Annotated in this window: 21 protein-coding genes and 2 tRNA genes; 15 read left to right on the top strand and 8 right to left on the bottom strand. The window is 51.3% G+C overall.

Annotated elements, in window-relative coordinates; genetic code table 11:
- Nucleotides 1–2: 2 nt before the first annotated feature.
- The 5 genes from ABDW13_RS11725 to xthA all read left to right on the top strand — a co-directional run bounded on the left by ABDW13_RS11725 (nt 3) and on the right by xthA (nt 2778).
- The gene (locus ABDW13_RS11725) at nt 3–458 is read left to right on the top strand and encodes a YchJ family protein (RefSeq protein WP_343552730.1); all 456 of its coding nucleotides are present in this window, start codon (nt 3–5) and stop codon (nt 456–458) included.
- 182 nt (nt 459–640) lie between these two features.
- Entirely contained in the window at nt 641–1489 is an 849-nt protein-coding gene (purU, locus tag ABDW13_RS11720; protein WP_343552729.1) for a formyltetrahydrofolate deformylase, read from the top strand.
- A 144-nt stretch (nt 1490–1633) separates the two neighbouring features.
- Nucleotides 1634–1718: transfer RNA gene (locus tag ABDW13_RS11715), tRNA-Tyr, on the top strand.
- Between the two features lie 43 nt (nt 1719–1761).
- Nucleotides 1762–1846 (top strand) — tRNA-Tyr (locus tag ABDW13_RS11710).
- A 125-nt stretch (nt 1847–1971) separates the two neighbouring features.
- Nucleotides 1972–2778 (top strand): exodeoxyribonuclease III, encoded by an 807-nt coding sequence (gene xthA / locus ABDW13_RS11705; RefSeq protein ID WP_343552728.1) that lies wholly within the window; start codon nt 1972–1974, stop codon nt 2776–2778.
- A gap of 33 nt (nt 2779–2811) precedes the next feature.
- Here the strand turns inward: xthA and ABDW13_RS11700 are convergent, their stop codons facing one another.
- From ABDW13_RS11700 to ABDW13_RS11685, 4 genes are all read right to left on the bottom strand, one after another.
- Nucleotides 2812–3108: a YnjH family protein gene (locus ABDW13_RS11700; protein WP_343552727.1), complete on the bottom strand. Its 297-nt coding sequence runs from the start codon at nt 3106–3108 to the stop codon at nt 2812–2814.
- Nucleotides 3108–5030 (bottom strand): DNA topoisomerase III, encoded by a 1923-nt coding sequence (locus ABDW13_RS11695; protein WP_343552726.1) that lies wholly within the window; start codon nt 5028–5030, stop codon nt 3108–3110. The genes ABDW13_RS11700 and ABDW13_RS11695 overlap by 1 nt, the downstream gene beginning before the upstream one ends.
- Nucleotides 5031–5051: 21 nt before the next feature.
- Nucleotides 5052–6095, bottom strand: coding sequence for a selenide, water dikinase SelD (gene selD / locus ABDW13_RS11690; protein ID WP_343552725.1), 1044 nt, complete (start codon nt 6093–6095; stop codon nt 5052–5054).
- A gap of 153 nt (nt 6096–6248) precedes the next feature.
- Nucleotides 6249–6800 (bottom strand): NAD(P)H nitroreductase, encoded by a 552-nt coding sequence (locus tag ABDW13_RS11685; protein WP_343552724.1) that lies wholly within the window; start codon nt 6798–6800, stop codon nt 6249–6251.
- Nucleotides 6801–6970: 170 nt separating this feature from the next.
- On the opposite strand from ABDW13_RS11685, the gene sppA reads away from it, so the two are divergent.
- The 3 genes from sppA to pncA all read left to right on the top strand — a co-directional run bounded on the left by sppA (nt 6971) and on the right by pncA (nt 10553).
- Nucleotides 6971–8830, top strand: a complete 1860-nt coding sequence (gene sppA / locus ABDW13_RS11680) for a signal peptide peptidase SppA (RefSeq protein ID WP_343552723.1) — start codon at nt 6971–6973, stop codon at nt 8828–8830.
- Nucleotides 8831–8915: 85 nt separating this feature from the next.
- The gene (ansA, locus tag ABDW13_RS11675) at nt 8916–9929 is read left to right on the top strand and encodes an asparaginase (protein WP_343552722.1); all 1014 of its coding nucleotides are present in this window, start codon (nt 8916–8918) and stop codon (nt 9927–9929) included.
- Nucleotides 9930–9944: 15 nt separating this feature from the next.
- Nucleotides 9945–10553 carry a bifunctional nicotinamidase/pyrazinamidase gene (pncA, locus tag ABDW13_RS11670; RefSeq protein WP_343552721.1) on the top strand — a complete coding sequence of 203 codons (609 nt, stop codon included), beginning with the start codon at nt 9945–9947 and terminating at the stop codon, nt 10551–10553.
- 33 nt (nt 10554–10586) lie between these two features.
- On the opposite strand, the gene ABDW13_RS11665 is transcribed toward pncA, so the two are convergent.
- Nucleotides 10587–10868, bottom strand: coding sequence for a DUF1315 family protein (locus ABDW13_RS11665; RefSeq protein ID WP_343552720.1), 282 nt, complete (start codon nt 10866–10868; stop codon nt 10587–10589).
- A 2-nt stretch (nt 10869–10870) separates the two neighbouring features.
- On the bottom strand, nt 10871–11281 hold the full coding sequence (gene msrB, locus ABDW13_RS11660) for a peptide-methionine (R)-S-oxide reductase MsrB (protein WP_343552719.1): 411 nt from the start codon (nt 11279–11281) through the stop codon (nt 10871–10873).
- Between the two features lie 338 nt (nt 11282–11619).
- Between msrB and gapA the strand changes: the two genes are divergently transcribed.
- Together gapA and ABDW13_RS11650 are read left to right on the top strand one after the other, a co-directional pair.
- The gene (gene gapA / locus ABDW13_RS11655; protein WP_343552718.1) at nt 11620–12618 is read left to right on the top strand and encodes a glyceraldehyde-3-phosphate dehydrogenase; all 999 of its coding nucleotides are present in this window, start codon (nt 11620–11622) and stop codon (nt 12616–12618) included.
- Nucleotides 12619–12692: 74 nt separating this feature from the next.
- Entirely contained in the window at nt 12693–13568 is an 876-nt protein-coding gene (locus ABDW13_RS11650) for a D-hexose-6-phosphate mutarotase (protein ID WP_343552717.1), read from the top strand.
- 24 nt (nt 13569–13592) lie between these two features.
- Here the strand turns inward: ABDW13_RS11650 and ABDW13_RS11645 are convergent, their stop codons facing one another.
- Together ABDW13_RS11645 and ABDW13_RS11640 are read right to left on the bottom strand one after the other, a co-directional pair.
- Complete coding sequence (locus tag ABDW13_RS11645; RefSeq protein WP_343552716.1) at nt 13593–14441, bottom strand: aldo/keto reductase; 849 nt, start codon at nt 14439–14441, stop codon at nt 13593–13595.
- 84 nt (nt 14442–14525) lie between these two features.
- Nucleotides 14526–15275, bottom strand: coding sequence for a MipA/OmpV family protein (locus tag ABDW13_RS11640; protein WP_343552715.1), 750 nt, complete (start codon nt 15273–15275; stop codon nt 14526–14528).
- A 407-nt stretch (nt 15276–15682) separates the two neighbouring features.
- Between ABDW13_RS11640 and yeaG the strand changes: the two genes are divergently transcribed.
- The 5 genes from yeaG to wbaP all read left to right on the top strand — a co-directional run bounded on the left by yeaG (nt 15683) and on the right by wbaP (nt 23102).
- On the top strand, nt 15683–17617 hold the full coding sequence (yeaG, locus tag ABDW13_RS11635; protein ID WP_343552714.1) for a protein kinase YeaG: 1935 nt from the start codon (nt 15683–15685) through the stop codon (nt 17615–17617).
- Between the two features lie 91 nt (nt 17618–17708).
- A complete protein-coding gene (locus ABDW13_RS11630) occupies nt 17709–18986 on the top strand; it encodes a YeaH/YhbH family protein (RefSeq protein ID WP_343552713.1) in 1278 nt (425 codons plus the stop codon).
- Nucleotides 18987–19218: 232 nt separating this feature from the next.
- A complete protein-coding gene (locus tag ABDW13_RS11625; RefSeq protein WP_343552712.1) occupies nt 19219–20946 on the top strand; it encodes a potassium/proton antiporter in 1728 nt (575 codons plus the stop codon).
- Between the two features lie 78 nt (nt 20947–21024).
- Nucleotides 21025–21258 carry a DUF1480 family protein gene (locus ABDW13_RS11620; protein WP_343552711.1) on the top strand — a complete coding sequence of 78 codons (234 nt, stop codon included), beginning with the start codon at nt 21025–21027 and terminating at the stop codon, nt 21256–21258.
- A 377-nt stretch (nt 21259–21635) separates the two neighbouring features.
- Nucleotides 21636–23102 (top strand): undecaprenyl-phosphate galactose phosphotransferase WbaP, encoded by a 1467-nt coding sequence (gene wbaP, locus ABDW13_RS11615; RefSeq protein ID WP_343552710.1) that lies wholly within the window; start codon nt 21636–21638, stop codon nt 23100–23102.
- Nucleotides 23103–23149: the final 47 nt, after the last annotated feature.

The following is a 23149-nucleotide window of genomic DNA, read 5'->3' as shown; positions in this document are numbered from 1 at the left end:
ACGTGTCTGAAAAGTGCCCTTGCTGCAGCGGAAAGGAGTATAGCCTATGTTGCCAACCCTATCTGGATGGCCAGACAATCCCCGCCAGCGCTGAACAATTAATGCGTTCACGTTATAGCGCTTATGTCATGAAGAATGCGGCGTGGTTGGCTGAAACCTGGCACCCCAGTAAACGCGTGGCCGATCTTGAGACGTTATTATCCGAAAGTTTTTCCGGCACTGAATGGCTTGGTCTGAATGTAACTCGTTGTAATCATGGAAGCCATGAGAATGAAGCGTTTGTAACGTTTTTTGCGCGATACCTCGAAAAAGGCCGGACTTCAGCGATCTATGAATGTTCGCGCTTTCTTCGCGAGGATCAACGCTGGTACTATGTTGACGGAACAACGCCTGAGTTGGGACGTAACGATCGCTGTCCTTGTGGCTCCGATAAAAAATACAAAAAATGTTGTGGCTAATCTGGACAGATAAACCCTAAATAATTTGAGTTGCAGTAAGGCGGCAAGTGGGTGAATCCCCAAGAGCTTACAAAAGTAAGTGACTGGGGTGAGCACACGCAGCCAACGCAGCTGCAACTCAAAGTATGACGGGTATGCACAACGGCTTTACCATTCATCGCTTTGACAGGACTCTGATCGAGATGCAAGCGCAAACCATCCAACGAAAAGTATTACGTACCATTTGCCCTGATGCGAAAGGTCTCATCGCTAAAATCACCAACATTTGCTACAAGCACGAACTTAACATTGTACAAAACAATGAGTTTGTCGATCACCGCACCGGGCGCTTTTTCATGCGCACCGAGTTAGAAGGTATTTTTAACGACAATACTTTGCTCGCTGATTTAGATGGCGCATTGCCAGCCGGTTCCGTGCGTGAGTTGCAGAGCGCAGGCCGTCGCCGTGTGGTGATTCTGGTGACCAAAGAGGCGCATTGCCTGGGCGACTTGCTAATGAAAAGCGCGTTTGGTGGTCTCGATATGGAGATTGCAGCGGTCATTGGTAACCATGAAACGTTGCGATCGCTGGTAGAGCGTTTTGATATTCCGTTTGTGTTGGTGAGCCACGAAGGCCACACGCGTGAAGAGCATGACAACCGTATGGCGGATGAAATTGACCGCTATCAGCCTGATTACGTCGTGCTGGCTAAATACATGCGCGTGTTGACGCCAGCATTTGTGCAGCGCTACCCAAATCAGATCATCAACATCCACCACTCTTTCTTGCCCGCCTTTATCGGTGCGCGCCCATATCATCAAGCTTATGAACGCGGCGTAAAAATCATCGGTGCGACCGCGCACTACGTGAATGACAACCTCGATGAAGGTCCAATCATCATGCAGGACGTCATCAACGTCGATCACAGCTACACCGCAGAAGAGATGATGCGCGCGGGACGTGATGTAGAGAAAAACGTTTTGAGCCGCGCGTTATACAAAGTGTTGGGCCAGCGCGTGTTCGTTTACGGCAACCGCACGATTATTCTTTAATCACTTCGGCGCTGAATTGCACAACTCTTCAGCGCCACGCCTAAAAAGTGGGCGAACGATTTTTATTTTACCTGACAGCGCTTTACAGGCCAGGCGCATTTGGTATGATGCGCCCCGCTTTAAGACGCAATGATTCAGGCCAGTGGTGGGATTCCCGAGCGGCCAAAGGGAGCAGACTGTAAATCTGCCGTCACAGACTTCGAAGGTTCGAATCCTTCTCCCACCACCATCTGAATCGTCTGTTTTTAAAGCCACAATGCAAAAATATCCCCGGTGGGATTCCCGAGCGGCCAAAGGGAGCAGACTGTAAATCTGCCGTCACAGACTTCGAAGGTTCGAATCCTTCTCCCACCACCATCCTTGCACTACTCCTGTTTATTCCACTCGCTTTAATCGTTATTACCTCCCGATTCACACCATGACTTTTGCAGTAAAACTCGTTACCATCCTGCCAACCTTTTGCGGATAAAAATGGCAGCGAAATGAAATTTGTCTCTTTCAACATCAATGGTTTGCGTGCGCGCCCACACCAACTTGAAGCGCTGGTTGAACAGCATCAACCGGATGTTATCGGCTTGCAAGAAACCAAAGTACATGACGACATGTTCCCGCTCGAAGATGTCAGCAAGTTGGGTTATCACGTGTTTTATCACGGGCAAAAAGGCCATTACGGTGTCGCACTGCTGACCAAAGCCGAACCGATTAAAGTGAGTCGCGGTTTTCCAGGCGATAACGAGGATTCCCAGCGCCGCTTAATCATGGCGGAAATTCCTAGCCCGATTGGCGCTATCACGGTAATCAATGGCTATTTCCCGCAGGGAGAAAGCCGTGACCATCCCACCAAGTTCCCGGCTAAAGAGAAGTTCTATCGCGATTTGCAGGATTATCTTGAGCAACAACTCGCTGTCGATAAGCCAGTGTTGATCATGGGTGACATGAACATCAGCAGCACTGATTTCGACATCGGCATCGGTGAAGATAATCGCAAGCGCTGGCTGCGCACCGGCAAATGTTCGTTCCTGCCTGAAGAGCGTGAATGGATGGACCGCCTATTGCAGTGGGGATTGGTAGATACGTGGCGTGCTAAATACCCTGAGACTAACGATCGTTTCTCTTGGTTTGATTACCGCTCGAAAGGTTTTGATGATAACCGCGGTCTGCGCATCGATCTGTTGCTGGCCAGTCAGCCATTGGCCTCGCGCTGTATTGAAAGTGGCATCGACTACGACATTCGTAGCATGGAGAAACCGTCAGATCACGCGCCGGTTTGGTCAACGTTCCAGTTTTGATGAAGCTGCGTGGCGTGTTAACGCCACGCATTTTTATTTGATGATTTTCCAGATTAGCGGATTCGTTCCTAACACTTTGTCATCACGCCCACACTGCAACAGCACACCTTCAGCCTTAACCACTGCGCCTTCTGAGTAGCTACGATTTTCATAAGTGCAGCACTGCATGCAATTACTTTGTTGATTGTTTTGTCCTTGCGTCCACACTTCAGGTGGCATATCCACCACCACGTCTGTATTGCCACCGCGATTGTTTTCCGGTTGGCGATTTGCCAGCGCGGAAGTGCTGCACAACAGCAGTATGCTTAACAACATCATGGTATTACGCATCACTCTGTCTCCTTGGTTTTGCGTCGAGTCGATTTCGGTTTTGCTTTCTTTTTAGAGGCTGGCGCAGCCAGGCCGCGAAACGCTTGCAACGATGGGCGCTGCCGCGCTTCACCGATCAGACCAATCAAGGTGCTGACTAGCGGTTGCATAAACTCATCATAACGGCAGGATTTTTCGCTAATCCGCGTTAGCGTTGATTCCCAATGCGCCGTCATATCGGGGCGCGCCGCCATTTCCGGCAGCGCATGGATCAGCGCCCTGCCCGCCTCTGTTGAGTGAATATAGCGACCTTTCTTCACCAGGAATGTACGACGGAACAATAATTCAATAATGCCTGCTCGCGTCGCCTCCGTACCTAATCCATCGGTTGCACGCAGAACTTTCTTTAATTCTTTATCCTGCACGAAGCGCGCAATGCCAGTCATGGCAGAAAGTAATGTGGCATCGGTAAATGGACGCGGCGGCTGCGTTTGCTTAGCCAGCACTTCGCCGCGCTCACACAGCAGCTCATCCCCTTTGCTCACTACCGGCAGCGGCGTGCCGTCATTATCTTCATCGCGCTCTTTACTGCCTAACAATGCACGCCAACCCGCTTCCGCCAGGAAACGCGCCTTAGCGATGAATTTCCCCCCGCCGATTTCAAGATCGATGACACATTTACGGAATATCGCATCCGGGCAGAATTGCATCAGATATTGCCGGGCGATCAGTTCATAGATCTTAGCCTCATTATCGCTAAGGCTGACCTTGCTGGCGCGCGCCGTGGGAATAATCGCGTGGTGCGCGTCAACTTTTTTGTCGTCCCAGCAGCGGTTTTTTTGATCGGGATTGAAATCAGCGGGCGGCGTCAGATTGGGTTGATGTGCCTGAATCGCGTTTAAAACCGCATGCCGACCCGCAAAATGCTCATCGGGCAGATAACGGCTATCAGAACGCGGATAGGTGATCAGTTTATGGGTTTCGTACAGACGCTGGCAGCAATCCAGCACATTCTGCGCGCTAAGCCCAAAGCGTTTACCGGCTTCAATTTGCAGCGCAGAAAGAGAAAACGGCAACGGCGCCGTATCGGATTCGCGTTTGTCGTTATAGCCGGTAACCAACGCCGGTTTGCCGTTGATACGTTCAAGCACATGATCGGCCAGCGGACGATGCAGCAAGCGACCTTCTTCATCCTGCCACGGCTCGCACGCATCGCTTGGCACCCAGCTGGCGACAAAGCGCTCCTCTTTTGGCGTGACGATATGTGCTTTGACTTCAAAATAGTCTTTAGGAATGAAGTTCTCGATATCTTCATCACGCCGCACCACTAAGCCCAGTACCGGCGTCTGCACCCGCCCGACCGACAGTACGCCATCGTAGCCGGCATTACGGCCTAGCAAGGTAAAGGCTCGCGTCATATTGATGCCGTATAGCCAATCGGCACGCGCGCGCGCCAGCGCGGAAACGCACAACGGGATGAACTCGCGGTTTTCACGTAAACGCCCGACTGCGCGCTCGACAGCGGAAGGATTGAGATCGTTAATCAGGCAGCGCTGAACGGTTTTTCTTTTCTCGGGAGCCAGTTGCAGGTAATCCAGCACTTCGTCCACCAGCAACTGACCTTCACGATCGGGGTCGCCTGCGTGCACCACCATACTGGCTTGTTGCAACAAGCCTTCAATGACTTTCAATTGCTTGGCGACGGAAGGACGCGGCTGCAAACGCCACTTCTCTGGAATGATCGGCAAATCGGCCAGATTCCAGCGCGCGTAGCGGCTGTCATAACTGTCAGGCTGCGCCTGTTCGAGTAAGTGTCCAACACACCAGGTCACAACCTGGTCATTGCCGCAGGCAATATAGCCGTCACCACGTCGGTGTGGTTTCGGCAACACATCAGCAATCGCACGCGCTAAGCTGGGTTTTTCGGCAATAAACAAACGCATGGATGGCGTCGTTCCTTAACGTCAGGTGACTACAGTAATCAGGGGAAGATCGGATTCGGCGTTAAATAATTCGCCAATTGCTGTGGCTTGAACGCCAGCTTGCAGCGCGCAGCATTGAAATTCTTCTATCTCACCGGGTTGAACCGCAACCAACAGGCCACCGGACGTTTGCGGATCGCACAACAGTGCGCGCGTGGCATCATCCAACGGCGAAATATGTTCACCATAACTGGCAAAATTACGGCTGGTGCCGCCCGGCACCGCGCCTGCCGCGATATAGTCGTCCACACCTGCGAGGCGCGGCACCTGAGCGGCAATCACTTCAGCTCGTAATCCTGAACCGAGGCAGATTTCACTCAAGTGTCCGAGCAAACCGAAACCTGTCACATCGGTCATGGCGCTAACACCGTTTAGTTTGGCAAATTCTGCGCCTGCCTGGTTCAGTTGGCACATCACATCAGCCGCCAGCGACTGATGTTCCGGCCGCAAAAGACCTTTTTTCTCAGCCGTGGTGAGAATGCCAATGCCCAGCGGTTTAGTGAGAAACAACTGGCAACCAGCTTGTGCCGCACTGTTTTTCTTTACGCGCGCCACATCCACAATGCCTGTTACCGCCAGGCCAAAAATCGGTTCTGGTGCGTCAATCGAGTGACCGCCCGCCAGCGCGATGCCTGCGGCCTGACAAGCCGCGCGGCCACCTTCAACCACTTGCTGCGCCACTTCTGGGCTCAGCACATTCACTGGCCAACCTAAGATCGCGATCGCCATGATCGGTTTCCCGCCCATGGCATAAATATCACTAATAGCATTGGTAGCGGCGATGCGGCCAAAGGTAAAAGGATCATCAACGATCGGCATGAAGAAATCTGTCGTGCTTACTACCGCGGTACCGTTGCCGAGATCATAGACTGCGGCATCGTCACGCGTTTCATTGCCAACTAAAAGTTGAGGATCGTGAAACGGCGTTAATTCACTACGCAGAATGGTTTCCAACACCTGCGGCGAAATTTTGCAGCCGCAACCAGCACCGTGGCTGTATTGCGTCAGACGAAGAGGTTCACTCATGGCGGCTTCCTTATGCGCTGATCAGAAGGCGCTATGTTAGCCTGGCTGACAGTTGGTGGTAAGTGTTGCACGACCTAACCTCGATCTTTCGCACAGGCTATGTGCAATCTCTGCAACGACGCATAACCTGCCGCAAAAGCTCGCCGCTGTCTGTCAGAAATAACTGACAAACTCAGCAGTGTCGGGTGCGACCACTGTGGTATTGGCTTTCAATTGTGGTGTGCCGAGATAAAGGAAGCCGACAATCGCATCCTGTTCGCGGCAGCCAAAGGCATCTCGAACTAACGCATGATCGGTCCACGGGCCACTTCGCCAGATACCATTGAATCCTTGTGCCACGGCAGCCATCTGCATCGCCATCACTGCGCAGCCGGCTGAAATCAGTTGTTCCCAGTGCGGCACTTTGGCGTTTTCTTCGCAACGCGCGACGACGGTGATGATCATCGGCGCACGAAATGGCGCAGAAGTGGCTTTGTCGATCGCTTTCTCATCAAGTTGGCTTTCACGCGCGGCTTGCTCAAGTAACTGGCTGAAACGTTCGCGTCCTTCATTCTCAACAATCACGAAACGCCACGGCTGCATCGTGCCGTGATCCGGTGCGCGTAAGCCTGCATGCAGAATATTTTGCAGGGCTTCACCCGCAGGTGCCGGTTCGGCCAAACGTGAAGCTGAACGACGATTAACCAATAAGTCCAATGCATCCATTATTCTTCTCCCGTGAATAAAAAAGCGTGGGCTAATCCTGGCACAGCGGGATCTTTTGTAACAGTCTGGCGCGATTTCCTGCTGACATTTCGCACGCCGCTCTTTAGGATGAACCCGACATCGGGGCAGAGCACGTGCTGGCTGCCCTGCTACGTGAATATGGAGAGTTTATGCGCACATTGTGGCGAATTATTTCCGGTCTGTTCCACTGGAGCTGGCGGGTACTGAATTTTATTCGGGAATTTATTCTTAATTTATTTCTTATTGTTTTGATCCTTGCAGGCGTCGGGATCTGGCTGCAAGTGTCCAGTTCAAACAGCAGTGAACCGGTGCAACAAGGCGCACTGAAAATCGATCTGAGCGGCGTGCTGGTTGATAAACCTTCCGTCAGCAATCGTCTGAGTCGTATCAGCCGCCAGTTGTTAGGTTCCAGTAGCGATCGTCTGCAAGAGAACTCGTTGTTCGATGTGGTGGACGCGATTCGCCAGGCGAAAACCGACAAAAACATTACCGGCATTGTGTTAGAACTGCGCGATTTCGCTGGCGGCGATCAGCCTTCATTGCAATATGTCGGCAAAGCGCTGCGTGAATTCCGCGATGCGGGCAAACCGATTTACGCAATTGGCGACAGCTACAGCCAGGCGCAATACTACATCGCCAGCTACGCTAATAAAGTTTACTTGTCGCCACAAGGCACCGTGGATTTGCACGGTTTCGCCACTAACGGGCTTTACTACAAATCCTTGCTGGACAAGCTGAAGGTCAACTCGCACGTCTTCCGTGTTGGCACCTACAAATCTGCGGTTGAACCGTTCCTGCGTGATGATATGTCGCCAGAGGCGCGTGATGCTGATGGACGTTGGGTTGGCCAGCTTTGGCAGAACTACTTAAACACGGTTGCAGCCAATCGTCAGATTACCGCCGATCAGTTGTTCCCGGGCGCGGCTGGCGTGATTAGCGGATTACAAGCCGTTGATGGCGATACCGCCAAGTATGCGCTGAACAATAAGCTGGTGGATAAGCTGGATACGCGTGCCGCTGCCGACCAGGAATTGGTGAAAACCTTTGGCTGGGATAAGGCGAATAACGATTATCGTAACGTCAGCATTTATGATTACACCGTTAAACAACCGCCGCAAAGTCAGGATGGCAATATCGCGGTCATTCTTGCCAGCGGTGCGATTATGGATGGTGAAGAAAGCGCCGGTAATGTCGGCGGCGATACCACTGCGGCACAGATTCGCGATGCACGCCTGGATCCAAAAATTAAAGCGATTGTACTGCGCGTGAACAGCCCCGGCGGCAGCGTGACCGCTTCAGAAGCCATTCGTGAAGAGTTGGCGGCAGCGCATGATGCCGGCAAACCGGTGGTGGTTTCAATGGGCGGCATGGCAGCATCCGGTGGTTACTGGATTTCAACGCCAGCCGACTACATTGTTGCCGCACCAAGCACCTTGACCGGTTCCATTGGTATCTTTGGCGTGATTAACACGGTCGAAAACAGCCTGAACAGCATTGGTGTGCACACTGATGGCGTGGCAACCTCGCCATTGGCGGATGTGGCGACCACCAAAGCTCTGCCAACTGAAGTGCAACAATTGATGCAGATGACCATCGAAAATGGCTATCGCAACTTTGTTGGTTTGGTTGCAGCCTCGCGCCACAAAACGCCAGAGCAAATCAATGCCATCGCGCAAGGTCACGTGTGGACCGGCAGCGATGCGAAAGCCAATGGCTTAGTCGATGCGTTGGGTGACTTTGACGATGCGGTGGCGAAAGCCGCCGAACTGGCGAAAGTCGATAAGGCGCAACTGAGTTGGTATCAAGATGATCCGGGCGTGATTGATTTGCTGCTGAACCAGATGAACGCATCAGCGCAAGCGGTATTGCCCGCAGCTCTGAAAGTTTGGTTGCCGGCGCCCATGTTAGATGTCATGAGCGCGGTTAAACAGCAACCTGGACTGCTCAATAACCTCAACGATCCGCAAAACCGCTACGCTTTCTGCCTCAACTGCGGCAACGTACGCTAATCTTTACAGCCCGGCCGCTGGTCGGGCTGCTTTTCGTTCGCAATCCACTTATACTGCGCGTTTTAAGGCAAGTCTGAGTTTCTTCATGCAAAAGAAAAATATCTATGTAGCCTACACAGGCGGCACCATCGGGATGCAACGCTCGGCGCAAGGCTACATTCCGGTTTCAGGTCATTTACAGCAGCAGTTGGCGAACATGCCAGAATTCCATCGACCTGAAATGCCTGCATTTACCATTCATGAATATCAGCCATTGATGGATTCTTCGGACATGACGCCGCAGGATTGGCAATCGATTGCCAATGATATTCAGCAGAACTACCACCTGTACGACGGCTTTGTCATTCTGCACGGCACCGACACCATGGCGTTCACCGCGTCAGCGCTGTCATTCATGCTGGAAAATCTTGCCAAACCGGTGATTGTGACCGGCTCACAAATTCCGCTGGCGGAATTGCGCTCCGATGGTCAGCAAAACCTGCTGAACTCGCTGTATGTCGCGGCAAATTATCCGATTAACGAAGTGGCACTGTTCTTTAACAACACGCTATTCCGCGGCAACCGCACCACCAAAGCGCATGCCGATGGCTTCAATGCTTTCGCTTCGCCGAACTTGTCTCCACTGCTGGAAGCCGGCATTCATATTCGTCGCCTCAATACTCCGCCTGCACCGCAAGGCCAAGGCGAACTGATTGTGCATCCAATTACTCCGCAGCCAATTGGTGTGGTGACCATTTATCCGGGCATTTCCGCCGACGTGGTGCGCAACTTCCTGCGTCAACCGGTGAAAGCCTTGATTCTGCGTTCTTACGGCGTGGGTAACGCGCCGCAAAATGCTGAATTTCTGGCCGAACTGCACGACGCCAGCGAGCGTGGCATCGTGGTAGTGAATCTGACGCAATGCATGTCAGGCAAAGTGAATATGGGTGGCTACGCCACCGGTAATGCGCTGGAACACGCCGGCGTGGTCAGCGGTTTTGACCTGACTGTTGAGGCGACGTTAACAAAACTCCACTTTTTGTTGAGCCAGAACCTCACCAGCGCCGAAATTCGTGCCAAAATGCAGCAGAATTTACGCGGCGAACTGACTGAAGATTGATACGGAGCGAAAGTAATGAAGCGGGCATTGATAATTATCGATATTCAGAACGATTTTTGCCCCGGCGGCCCAATGGCGGTGCGTGATGGTGACCAAACGGTCGCGGTAGCAAATCGCTTTGCGCGTGCGTTCCGCGACCGGGGTGAATGTGTGGTGGCCTTGCAAGATTGGCATCCAGCCAACCACGGCAGCTTTGCTTCAATCTCTGGCGAACCGGTGTATACGCTGGGTGAGCTCAACGGCTTGGCGCAAATCTGGTGGCCCGATCATGGCATTGAAAACTCTGTCGGAGCGGATTTCCATCCTGACCTCGATCGCAGCTTGATTGACGCCGTGTTCCACAAAGGCGGCGATGCAGACGTTGATAGCTACAGCGCGTTTTTTGACAACGGCCATCGCCGTAAGACTGAACTCGATAGCTGGCTGCGTGAGCGCGGCATCAGCGACTTAGTCATGTTGGGGATTGCCACCGATTACTGCGTAAAATACAGCGTGCTGGATGCGCTGGAATTGGGTTACAACGTTGAGGTAGTTAAAGAAGGCTGCCGCGGCGTGAATCTCAATCCTGATGACAGCGAAACGGCGTTCAAGCAGATGGCTGCGCAAGGTGCGGTATTAATCTGAAAAAAGGCTGGTGAGAACCAGCCTTTTTACTGCTCAATGCAAGTTAATCCGCGTGACATCCGGCTCGATTCCGAACTCTTCTTTAAGTTGTTTCTTCGATTTGGTCACCATATCGCCACCTTTACCGATGGACATATGTTGCGGATCGTCGTTGTGACGCGCTTGCCACAGCATCACTAGTTGCAGGCAATTGTCCTTTTGCTCTTGTGTCAGCGCCACGCCATCTGGCCATTTTCCGATTTCAACCGCCGTCGCTAACCGCTCGTACACTTCCGGCGTCATCGCTGCTAGCATCGCTTCCAATTCTTGTTTCATGCTCAACCCTCTTGCTGGTTGCCCTGCTCGTCAGTGAAATTCAACGAGGCTGAGTTCACGCAATAACGTTCACCGCTGGGCTGCGGGCCATCCGGGAACACATGCCCCAAATGCGCATCACAATTACCGCAACGAATTTCAACACGATGCATGCCATGCGAGTCATCTTCCAGATAGCGAATCGCTTCGTCATTGAAAGGTTGATAGAAGCTTGGCCAGCCGCAACCGGAATCGTATTTGGTTTCGGAGAGGAACAGCGGAGAGTTGCAAACCAGGCAGTGGTAAATCCCTTCTTGCTTGTTATGCAGCAAGGCGCCAGAAAACGGAGGTTCCGTTCCACGATGCTGAGTTACGTAGCGCTGCATTTCGGAAAGCTGCGCAATTTTTGCCTCGGGTGCGGTGTCTTTAGCCATTTTGAGTTCCGGAGTGTCATTCTGAAAAAATCGACTAGTATTCTAACAAACGATCAACATTTATCGGGTCTTTTTTCGTGCTAACGCTTTCGGCTGATCATCCACAGCGCGATTTTGTGACGCTGATCACCCTTTGCAAATCTCATCCCTTTTTAGCCCGCATTCGGCGTAACATAGGCGCGCAATAAGGGTGCTGCGCAAGCGGTTGCGCAACGAATTATTCCTGGCGTTGGAATTGACCTGTCGCAACAATTGACACGATTCCGCTTGACGCCTGGTAAGGTTTTTGTAATTTTACAGCCAACCTTTTATTCACTAACAAATAGCTGGTGGAATATATGACTATCAAAGTAGGTATCAACGGTTTTGGCCGTATCGGTCGCATCGTTTTCCGTGCTGCACAGCAGCGTTCTGACATCGAAATCGTCGCGATCAACGATCTGCTCGACGCCGATTACATGGCTTACATGCTGAAGTATGACTCTACTCACGGTCGCTTTGATGGCACTGTAGAAGTTAAAGACGGTGCACTGATTGTTAACGGTAAGAAAATCCGTGTTACCGCTGAGAAAGACCCGGCTAATCTGAAGTGGGACGAAGTGGGTGTTGACGTTGTTGCTGAAGCAACCGGTATCTTCCTGACCGACGAAACTGCACGTAAACACATCACCGCTGGCGCGAAGAAAGTGGTTCTGACTGGTCCATCTAAAGATGCGACCCCAATGTTTGTTCGTGGTGCAAACTTCGACAAATATGAAGGCCAGGACATCGTTTCTAACGCGTCTTGCACCACTAACTGCCTGGCACCGCTGGCTAAAGTCATCAACGACAACTTCGGTATCGTTGAAGGCCTGATGACCACCGTTCACGCAACTACCGCTACTCAGAAAACTGTTGATGGCCCGTCTCACAAAGACTGGCGCGGCGGTCGTGGCGCTGCTCAGAACATCATCCCATCTTCTACCGGTGCAGCTAAAGCTGTAGGCGTAGTTCTGCCAGAGCTGAACGGTAAACTGACTGGTATGGCGTTCCGCGTTCCTACTCCAAACGTTTCTGTTGTTGACCTGACTGTACGTCTGGAAAAACCAGCCACTTACAAAGAAATTTGTGCAGTGATCAAAGCTGAGTCAGAAGGCAAAATGAAAGGCGTTCTGGGTTACATCGAAGACGATGTGGTTTCTACCGATTTCAACGGCGAAACCCTGACTTCAGTATTCGATGCTAAAGCAGGTATCGCTCTGAACGACAACTTTGTGAAACTGGTTTCCTGGTACGATAACGAAACAGGTTACTCACACAAGGTTCTGGACCTGATTGCACTCGTTGCTTCTAAGTAAGCTAACCTGTGAACAGACAAGGGGTGACTTCGGTCGCCCCTTTTTTTTCGACTGGATGATGAGAAGGTCTGACAATGCAAGATACGCTCTATACTCTGCCGGTAGTAAACCAAATCACCCCGTATTTGTCTCAGCGCCAACTGGGCGATTTGCCGATTGTGGTGATCAGCCATCCTAAGGTACGCGCGGCGATTGCGCTGCAAGGTGCACATTTGCTGTCCTGGCAACCCAGCGGACAGCAGCCAGTTATCTGGCTCAGTGAGAAAACGCCATTTACTTCCGGTAAAGCGATACGTGGTGGCGTGCCGATCTGTTGGCCGTGGTTTGGCCCTGCTGGCGAGCCTGCTCATGGTTTTGCCCGCAATTTGCCGTGGACGCTGACCGCACATGATGAGAATGACGAAGCAGTGATGCTGACTTTCACCTTAGAAAGCAACGCCCACACCAAGAAGCTCTGGCCACATGATTTCACCCTGCTCGCCCGTTTCCGCATTGCCGAACACTGTGAGATTGAATTAGAAGCTTATGGTGATTATGAAGCTACCGCCGCTTTGCACACCTACTTCCAGATTGCGGATATTGCGCAAGTTGAAGTGAGCGGATTGGGTAATATTTACATCGATAAGGTCAATAGCAACGAAATTGGTACGTCTTCTGACGGTAAGCAAACATACTCGAGCCGTGTCGATCGTGTGCATACCGCCGCGGATGATTGCAACGTGATCCATGATAAAGCGGGTAAACGTCAAATCGAAGTTTATCACCATTATCAAAGTGACGTTGTCACGTGGAATCCAGGTCCAGAATTATCATGCAGCATGGCGGACATGGCCAATGAAGGCTACAAAACCATGGTTTGCGTAGAAACCGCGCGTATTAGTAAGCCGCTGAAAAGCACCGGCGAATCCCCAGCACGTTTGGGAACCACACTTCGCGTCGTCAATAAGTGATATTACAGCGACGCTGCGGCGTCGCTAAACCACATCCAGCGCCGTTTTGTGCTGCGGTGCTGGGAATGCGCGATCAATGATGGCGAGCTCATCGTTATTGAGTTGGATGTTCAATGCCGCGGCATTTTGTTGCACATGCGCGATGCTGCTGGCTTTAGGAATGGCCAACACACCTTGTTGTCGAATTACCCAAGCCAGCATTAACTGCGCCACGCTAATGCCCTTCTGTTGTGCAATTTGCTGCAACTTTGCGTCTTCAAAAAGCGACTGACGCAGACGTCCGGCTTGTGCTAATGGGCAATACGCCATGATTGGCATAGCGCGTTGCTGAGATTCAGGCAGCAAATCATATTCAATCCCGCGCGAAGCCAGATGGTAAAGCACTTGATTGGTTAAACACGCGTTCCCGCCCGGCTCATTCCACAATTCCAGCATATCGTCGCGATCAAAATTGGATACGCCCCAATGGCGGATTTTTCCTTGCTGCTGCAAGGACTCCATGGCGCGAATCGTCTCTTCCAACGGCACATCACCGCGCCAGTGCAACAAATAGAGATCGAGATAATCGGTTTGCAGACGACGTAAACTGCGTTCACACGCTTCAACTGCGTCCATTTCACCGGCGTTCCACGGATAAACTTTCGACACTAACCAAGCTTGATCGCGGCGTCCGCGTAGCGCTTCACCAACGATCTGTTCAGCGCCACCTTCAGCGTACATTTCGGCCGTATCAATCACTTTTAATCCAAGATCCAATCCCGCCTGTAATGCCGTCACTTCCTGATTACGCAGCGCAGCATTTTCGCCCATGTACCAGGTACCTTGACCGATTGCGGGTAATGCGTCTTCACCATGAAATGTAATGGTCTTCATCACTCCTCCTTCTGCTCCATTGTGGGGCGCGTTATTGGTGCAATGTAATAAAAACGCCTCATTGCGAGGCGTTGGATTTCATTATTAGAAGGTGTAACTGACACCGGTCCATAATGTGAACTGGCCGCTTTTGTCGACCATCGGACTGTCTTTGATTTCGCTGGCGAACTGGGTATAACGACCCGAAAGGCTGGCATTCCAGCTATCACTGATTTGGTAGCTGGCGTTCATCTCAACGTACGGTGACCAGCTATCATCAGGATGATACTCGGCGATGCCGGTACGCGCGCTTTCATGTGAAGAAACGCCGTAGTAGTAGCGGTTTTGATTGGCGCTGTTCCACAACGCACCGATGCCTGGCGTTAAGCTGAAGGCACCGAAATCAAAGCGATACAAATAAGTGATATCCCATAACATGCCGTTGCTGTTATTCAATACGTCACCGAGCAGCGCAGTGCGCACAATGCCCCAATCAGCAACATGGCGATAGCTGGCACCGGCCATCAGCGTCATACGGCGCTTATCCAACCCTTTCATGTCGCCCAAATCATTGTCTTTAGGATCGTACTGCTGCGGCGAGCCCAGCACCGTCAGCGACAGCTGATTCTGCGGATCTTTCCACAGGTAATAGCCGCCCTGTAGGCTGCGGAACCAGAAGTTTTCGCCTTCATAATTAATGACAGGAACCGGAATGTAACGGTCCTGTCCACCACGATAAGGTGACTCTGCATAAATGACCGATGCACCGAGAGATAAGGGTTCTGCATGAGTGCCGAACGCCGCAAAATAACAAGGAATAGCCAGAGCAAGCGCTTTAAGTTTGAATTGGTTCACAATTTAATCAGTCCATTAATATAACAATCACACGCAGAGTCTAACCAAATTTTAGCCATCGGTTAACGTTTAATGATGCTGTTCTTACTGGCCGGCGGAATTATCTGAGGCGACGTAAAGGCCGCTATGCTTAGGTTTAATGCCTCCGTGCTTATGAGACTTTGTTATTGATATATCGCTAAATAAGGAGAAAAGTGGCTGCAGATTTTCTGAATGCCTTCTACAGTTAAATGTAAGACGAGACTTTTTGTACGAGCAGAGTAACCATAGGAATTGTGTATCCCGATAAAAAAACGTCAGGTTGGCATAAGGGTTGCTGTACTCAATAAAGAATATCTTCCGGGAGCTGCTAGACCTTTTTATTACGCTCCTTTACCTGTGCTAAAAACGAAAGGACGGGCATCGCTATGAACATATTCGATCACTATCGTCAGCGTTATGAAGCTGCCAAGGACGAAGAATTCTCACTACAGGAATTCCTCGCCATCTGTAAACAGGATCGCAGTGCATATGCCAACGCTGCCGAACGACTATTAATGGCTATCGGTGAGCCGGTGATGGTTGACACTGCGCAAGAGCCACGCCTTTCCCGCATCTTTTCCAACCGCGTCATGGGACGCTATCCTGCCTTTGAAGAGTTTTACGGTATGGAAGAAGCGATTGAGCAAATCGTTTCCTACCTGAAACACGCCGCGCAGGGTCTGGAAGAGAAGAAACAGATTCTTTATTTACTGGGTCCCGTCGGTGGCGGTAAATCCTCACTGGCCGAACGGCTGAAAGCGCTGATGCAGCGCGTGCCAATCTATGTGTTGAGCGCTGACGGCGAGCGCAGCCCGGTAAACGATCATCCTCTTTGCCTGTTCAACCCGCAGGAAGACGCCAATATTCTGGAAAAAGAGTATGGCGTGCCGCGGCGTTATCTCGGCACCATCATGTCGCCGTGGGCGGCGAAACGCCTGCATGAATTTGGCGGCGATATCACCCGCTTCAAAGTGGTGAAAGTGTGGCCATCGATTCTGGAACAGGTGGCGATTGCCAAAACCGAACCAGGCGATGAGAACAACCAGGATATCTCCGCGCTGGTAGGTAAAGTGGACATCCGTAAACTGGAAAATCACGCGCAGAACGATCCTGATGCGTACGGTTATTCCGGTGCTTTGTGCCGTGCCAACCAAGGTGTGATGGAATTCGTCGAGATGTTTAAAGCACCAATCAAAGTGCTGCATCCGCTGCTGACCGCCACGCAGGAAGGTAACTATAACGGTACTGAAGGGATTTCTGCCCTGCCATTTAACGGCATCATTCTGGCGCACTCGAATGAATCAGAATGGGTGACTTTCCGTAACAACAAGAACAATGAGGCGTTCCTTGACCGTGTTTACATCGTCAAAGTGCCGTATTGCTTACGCGTTTCGGAAGAGATCAAGATCTACAACAAATTGCTGGATCACAGTGAGTTGACCACAGCGCCATGCGCGCCGGGTACACTGGAAACGCTGGCACGCTTCTCCATCCTGTCGCGTTTGAAAGAGCCAGAAAACTCCAGCATCTACTCCAAAATGCGCGTCTATGATGGCGAGAGCCTGAAGGATACCGATCCGAAGGCGAAATCCTGGCAGGAATATCACGACTATGCTGGCGTCGATGAAGGGATGAACGGCCTTTCAACCCGCTTCGCCTTTAAGATCTTGTCACGCGTGTTCAACTTCGACCATGCCGAAGTGGCAGCTAACCCAGTACATCTTTTCTACGTGCTGGAGCAGCAGATCGAGCGCGAACAATTCCCGCAAGATTTGGCCGAGAAGTATCTGGAGCACTTGAAAGGTTATCTGATTCCGAAATATGCGGAGTTCATTGGCAAAGAGATTCAAACCGCTTATCTGGAGTCCTACTCCGAATACGGCCAGAACATCTTTGATCGCTATGTAACTTACGCTGACTTCTGGATTCAGGATCAAGAGTATCGCGATCCGGACACCGGCCAGTTGTTTGACCGTGAATCACTGAATGCCGAGTTGGAGAAAATCGAGAAACCGGCCGGGATCAGTAACCCGAAAGATTTCCGTAACGAGATCGTCAACTTTGTGCTGCGTGCACGCGCGCAAAATAGCGGTCGTAATCCGAACTGGACCAGTTACGAAAAACTGCGCACGGTAATTGAGAAGAAAATGTTCTCAAACACCGAAGAGTTGCTGCCAGTGATTTCGTTCAATACCAAGACTTCAACGGACGAGCAGAAAAAACACGATGATTTTGTCGATCGCATGATGGAAAAAGGCTATACCCGCAAGCAAGTGCGTTTGCTGTGCGAATGGTATCTGCGCGTGCGTAAATCGTCATAATCGACGCCTGTAAGCGAAGCAGCGTTTCGGCGCTGCAACAGGAGGCCGGGGGGTCCCGGCCTAAGCTTGCAATGCAGTTTGGGGGATATTTATGGCCTATTTTATCGATCGGCGTCTCAACGGTAAGAATAAAAGCGCCGTCAACCGGCAGCGCTTTCTGCGCCGTTACAAGGCGCAAATTAAGCAATCGATCTCCGAGGCCATCAATAAGCGTTCGGTGACCGATGTCGAGAGCGGCGAATCGGTCTCGATTCCAATTGACGATATTAACGAGCCAAGTTTCCATCAGGGCCGTGGCGGCAGTCGCCATCGCGTTCATCCTGGGAACGATCACTTTGTGCAAAATGACCGCATCGAGCGACCACAAGGTGGCGGCGGCGGTGGCGGCAGTGGTCAAGGCAACGCCAGTCAAGATGGCGAAGGCCAGGACGAATTCGTCTTCAATATTTCAAAAGATGAGTATCTCGATTTACTTTTCGAGGATTTGGCGTTGCCGAATCTGCGCAAAAATCAGCATCGTCAATTGAATGAGTACAAAACGCACCGCGCCGGTTTCACCTCGAATGGTGTACCTGCCAATATCAGCGTGGTGCGCTCATTGCAAAACTCGCTGGCACGCCGCACGGCGATGACAGCGGGCAAGCGTCGCATGTTGCATGAACTCGAAGCCACCTTAGCTGAGGTGGAGAACAGCGAACCGGCGCAATTGCTGGAAGAGGAGCGTTTGCGCAAAGAGATTGCTGAACTGCGTGCGCGCATCGAACGTGTGCCATTTATCGACACATTCGATTTACGCTACAAGAACTTTGAAAAACGCCCAGAACCGTCCAGCCAGGCGGTAATGTTCTGTTTAATGGACGTGTCAGGTTCGATGGACCAGGCGACCAAAGATATGGCCAAGCGTTTCTATATCTTGCTGTACCTGTTCCTGAGCCGCACCTACAAGAACGTTGATGTGGTCTATATTCGCCACCATACGCAGGCGAAAGAGGTGGATGAACAAGAGTTCTTCTACTCGCAGGAAACCGGCGGCACCATTGTTTCCAGTGCGCTCAAGTTAATGGATGAAGTGGTAAAAGAGCGCTATGACCCTGCGCAATGGAATATTTACGCGGCGCAAGCCTCAGATGGCGACAACTGGGCTGATGATTCTCCGTTATGCCACGAGATTTTAGCCAAACATATCTTGCCGGTTGTGCGTTATTACAGCTACATCGAAATCACGCGCCGCGCGCACCAGACCTTGTGGCGCGAGTATGAACACCTGCAGGCAATGTTTGATAACTTCGCGATCCAACACATTCGCGAGCCAGAAGACATCTATCCGGTATTTAGGGAGCTTTTCCACAAACAAGCTGCCGAAGCCTAAGTTGTAAAGCCGGTCAATGACCGGCTTTTTCTTTTCCGCACCGCCACTGATTCCCCCGCAAAAACCTGTTGTTTTTTCATACAAAATTAACCTTATATGGGATGCTGGCCCATAGAATGAAAAAATGTGCAATTAAGCGCTGACAAGTTATTGATAAGGCATTATCTTTCCATCTTGTCTGTGTGAATTCCCCGCAGTTTGTCTTTTTAGTCCCCGCCGCAGGAGAACGCCGTTGAATACCAGCATGATTTACAGTGTGTTTATTATTGGTTCAGTGCTGGTTGCAGCAAGTATTTTGCTCAGTTCCTTTTCATCACGTTTGGGCATTCCAATTCTGGTGATCTTTCTGGCCTTAGGCATGTTGGCCGGGATTGACGGCATTGGCGGCATCGCCTTCGATAATTATCCGGTTGCCTATCTGGTCTCGAACCTCGCCTTGGCCATTATTTTGCTGGATGGCGGCATGCGTACCAAAGCCACCTCGCTCAAGGTAGCGCTTGGGCCAGCGCTATCGCTCGCCACCGTCGGGGTGATGATTACAGCGGGTTTAACCGGCGTGGCGGCGGCATGGTTGTTTAAGCTCGACCTGATGCAGGGTTTTCTGATTGGCGCGATTATCGGTTCAACCGATGCCGCCGCGGTATTTTCGCTGTTAGGTGACAAGGGCCTCAACGAACGCGTCAGTTCAACGCTGGAAATTGAATCAGGCAGCAATGATCCGATGGCGGTGTTTCTGACCATCACGCTGATCGACATGATTCAGCAAGGTCAATCCGGCCTAAGCTGGATGTTCGTGGTGCATCTGGTGCAGCAATTCGGTCTCGGCATCGTGCTGGGTCTCGGCGGCGGCTGGGCATTGCAGCAACTGATCAACCGTATCAATCTGGCGCAAGGCTTGTATCCGCTGCTGGCAGTGAGCGGTGGCATCATTGTGTTTGCGCTGACCACGGTGATGGAAGGCAGCGGCATTCTGGCGGTATATCTGTGCGGTTTCTTGCTGGGCAACAGCCCAATCCGCAACCGCCACGGTATTTTGCAAACCTTTGATGGCATGGCGTGGCTCAGTCAGATCGGGATGTTTATCGTGTTGGGCCTGCTGGTTACGCCATCTGATTTATGGCACATCGCCGTACCCGCCATGATTCTCTCGCTGTGGTTGATTCTGGTGGCGCGCCCGCTTTCGATTTTGGTGGGTTTGCTGCCCTTCAAAGGCTTTACCGGCCGCGAACGCATTTTCATCAGTTGGGTCGGTTTACGCGGCGCCGTGCCGATTATTCTTGCCGTGTTCCCGATGATGGCCGGATTGGAAAACGCCAAACTCTACTTCAACATCGCCTTCTTCGTGGTGCTGGTTTCATTAATGCTGCAAGGCACCTCGCTGGGCTATGCCGCCAAACGCGCCAAAGTGGTGGTGCCGCCAACGGCATCGCCGATCAGTCGCGTCGGTTTAGATATTCATCCGGAAAATCCGTGGGAACAATTCATCTATCAGTTAGGTGCGGATAAATGGTGCGTCGGCGCAGCATTGCGCGATTTACAGATGCCGCGAGAGACGCGTATCGCGGCCCTGTTCCGCGATAACGTGCTGATGCATCCCAACGGCAATACACGCCTGAAAGAAGGTGATGTGCTGTGTGTGATTGGGCGTGAACGTGATTTACCGGCATTGGGCAAAATGTTCAGCCAATCACCACCTGTCGCGCTTGATCAGCGTTTCTTCGGTGACTTCATCCTTGATGCCGAAGCGCGCTTAAAAGATGTGGCGCAGATTTACGGCCTCGAGTTGGATGAAAAAACCAACGATCAGCAATCGCTGGGGCAGTTAGTCATGAGCTTGCTGGGCGGCACGCCGGTGGTCGGCGATCAGGTGGAATGGAACCAGTTGACCTGGACCGTAGCCGAAAAAGAGGACAACCAAATCGTCAAAGTCGGCGTGCGCGTGATGGAAGAGAAGGAATAATCCGAGTCTGAAACGCTCGTAAACTGCGTGTCAGCGACTATGCTGAACTATTCAACCCAGTTAATACGGGAGAAAGTAATGGGACACGTGGTGAAGATTGGGCGTTACGAAATCGTGGATGCAGAGTTCAATACCGACAAGTTGGATACCGTCAGTATTCCCTGCCACACCAATCCCGGCCTGAGTCATCAACTCGACGGCTGGGATGTGGAAACAAGTGTACCTGCATGGATTGATGACGAAGCCGTTGATTTGCAGATCGGACATTATGACAAGCAGCATGATCTGTGGGTGCTAAAAAAACCGGCTTAGGAAACATTCGCCGCCATTACCTCTCATGGCGGTGATTCCGAAAAGTAGTCTTAAAATGAAGCGTTATATTCGCAGTAATTTAACTTTTAACCTTATTATTCAATTCGCTAGCGTTTTATTTCTTTAGTCATTTCTTTCCTTTTCAGACTATTTCCATATTAACTCTGTCAAATAACTCCTGCATACTCTTAAACGTTGCTGCAGCTTTTCGTGACGTGCATCACGTCTCAAACGGTCCTTTCCATGCAGCGCTTATGGCAGCATTGACTCATATCTCGCTGAAAATATTCTTCTTTATCCATTTCAGCAGACCACTCCTGAGCGCGTACTTGATTCTGGTCAGGCCATCTTTTACTTAAGAAAAGAGAGCAGGTTTTATGGCAAGTACTTTGATAATGAATGATGCAACCCGCTCATGGAGCGGACTGCGCAAAAACCTCATCGCAAAAGTCGCACTTAGTTTCTCGGATTTAATCGCATTAAATTTGGCATTGTTTTTATCTGCCGCTACCGTTCAAGGTATTTGGGGCGAATTGGATACCTTTATTCCGCCTCAGCAGATTGAATACCGTTTTATTGCACAATTAGGTTTATCCGTGCTTTGTACCGCGTGGTTTTGGGTACGCATGCGTCACTACACTTACCGCAAACCGTTCTGGTTTGAGTTGAAAGAAGTAATCAAAACCCTGTTTGTTTTCTCACTGCTGGATTTGGCGCTGATTGCCTTCTCCAAGTGGGATTTCTCGCGCATGGTTTGGGTGTTTAGCTGGACTTACGCCCTGCTGCTGCTGCCGCTGATGCGTGCGGTAGTGAAACGCGCGATTAACCGTGCAGGCCAATGGCAGAAGGAAACCATCATTATCGGTTCCGGTAAAAATGCTATGGAAGCTTACGCGGCGCTGCAAAGTGAGGAGATCCTTGGCTACAACGTGCAAGCATTTATCTCACTGGATGATGAGCAGCAGCCGGAAAAATGTAACGGTGTACCGGTGATTACCTGGAAAGATATCAACTGGCAAACCATGGATCGTGACAACACCCAATTTATCGTCGCCACCGAATTTGAGCAGCAAGTGGTGCGCGATAAATGGTTGAAGTTCTTGTCCAAAATGAAGTGCCGCTCCATTTCGGTGATCCCAACGCTACGCGGTGTGCCGCTGTACGGCACCGATATGTCCTTCATCTTCAGCCATGAAGTGATGATTCTGCGTGTGAGCAACAATCTGGCAAAACGCTCTTCACGCTTCCTGAAACGCACCTTCGATATCGTGGTGGCTTCACTGCTACTGCTGTTCCTCGGGCCGGTATTTGGTCTGTTGTGCGCGATGGTGAAACGTGATGGCGGCAATGCGATTTATGGTCATGAACGTGTTGGACAAGATGGCAAGAAATTCAAATGCCTTAAGTTCCGTTCTATGGTCACCAACTCGCAGGAAGTATTGCAAAACCTGCTCGCCACCAGCGAAGAAGCGCGTGCTGAATGGGATCGTGATTTCAAACTGAAAAACGATCCGCGTGTGACAAAGATTGGTGGTTTCCTGCGTAAAACCAGTCTCGATGAACTGCCGCAGTTGTGGAACGTGATTCGCGGTGAAATGAGCCTGGTTGGCCCGCGCCCAGTGATTGAAGCTGAACTGGAACGTTATGCCGGTGATGTGGATTACTATCTAATGGCTAAACCTGGCATGACCGGTTTATGGCAGGTTAGTGGCCGTAACGACATCGATTACGACACCCGCGTGTACTTCGATTCCTGGTATGTGAAGAACTGGGCGTTGTGGACCGATATCGCCATCCTGTTCAAAACCGCTGGCGTAGTAGTACGCCGCGACGGCGCTTACTAATACCCTCGACGCGATGCCTGTGCCGGCTGGCAGGCATCGCTTTTTCT

The organism is Pantoea sp., assembly GCF_039594315.1.
Classification (GTDB): Bacteria; Pseudomonadota; Gammaproteobacteria; order Enterobacterales; family Enterobacteriaceae; genus Pantoea.
This window is presented reverse-complemented; position numbering and strand designations above follow the sequence as displayed.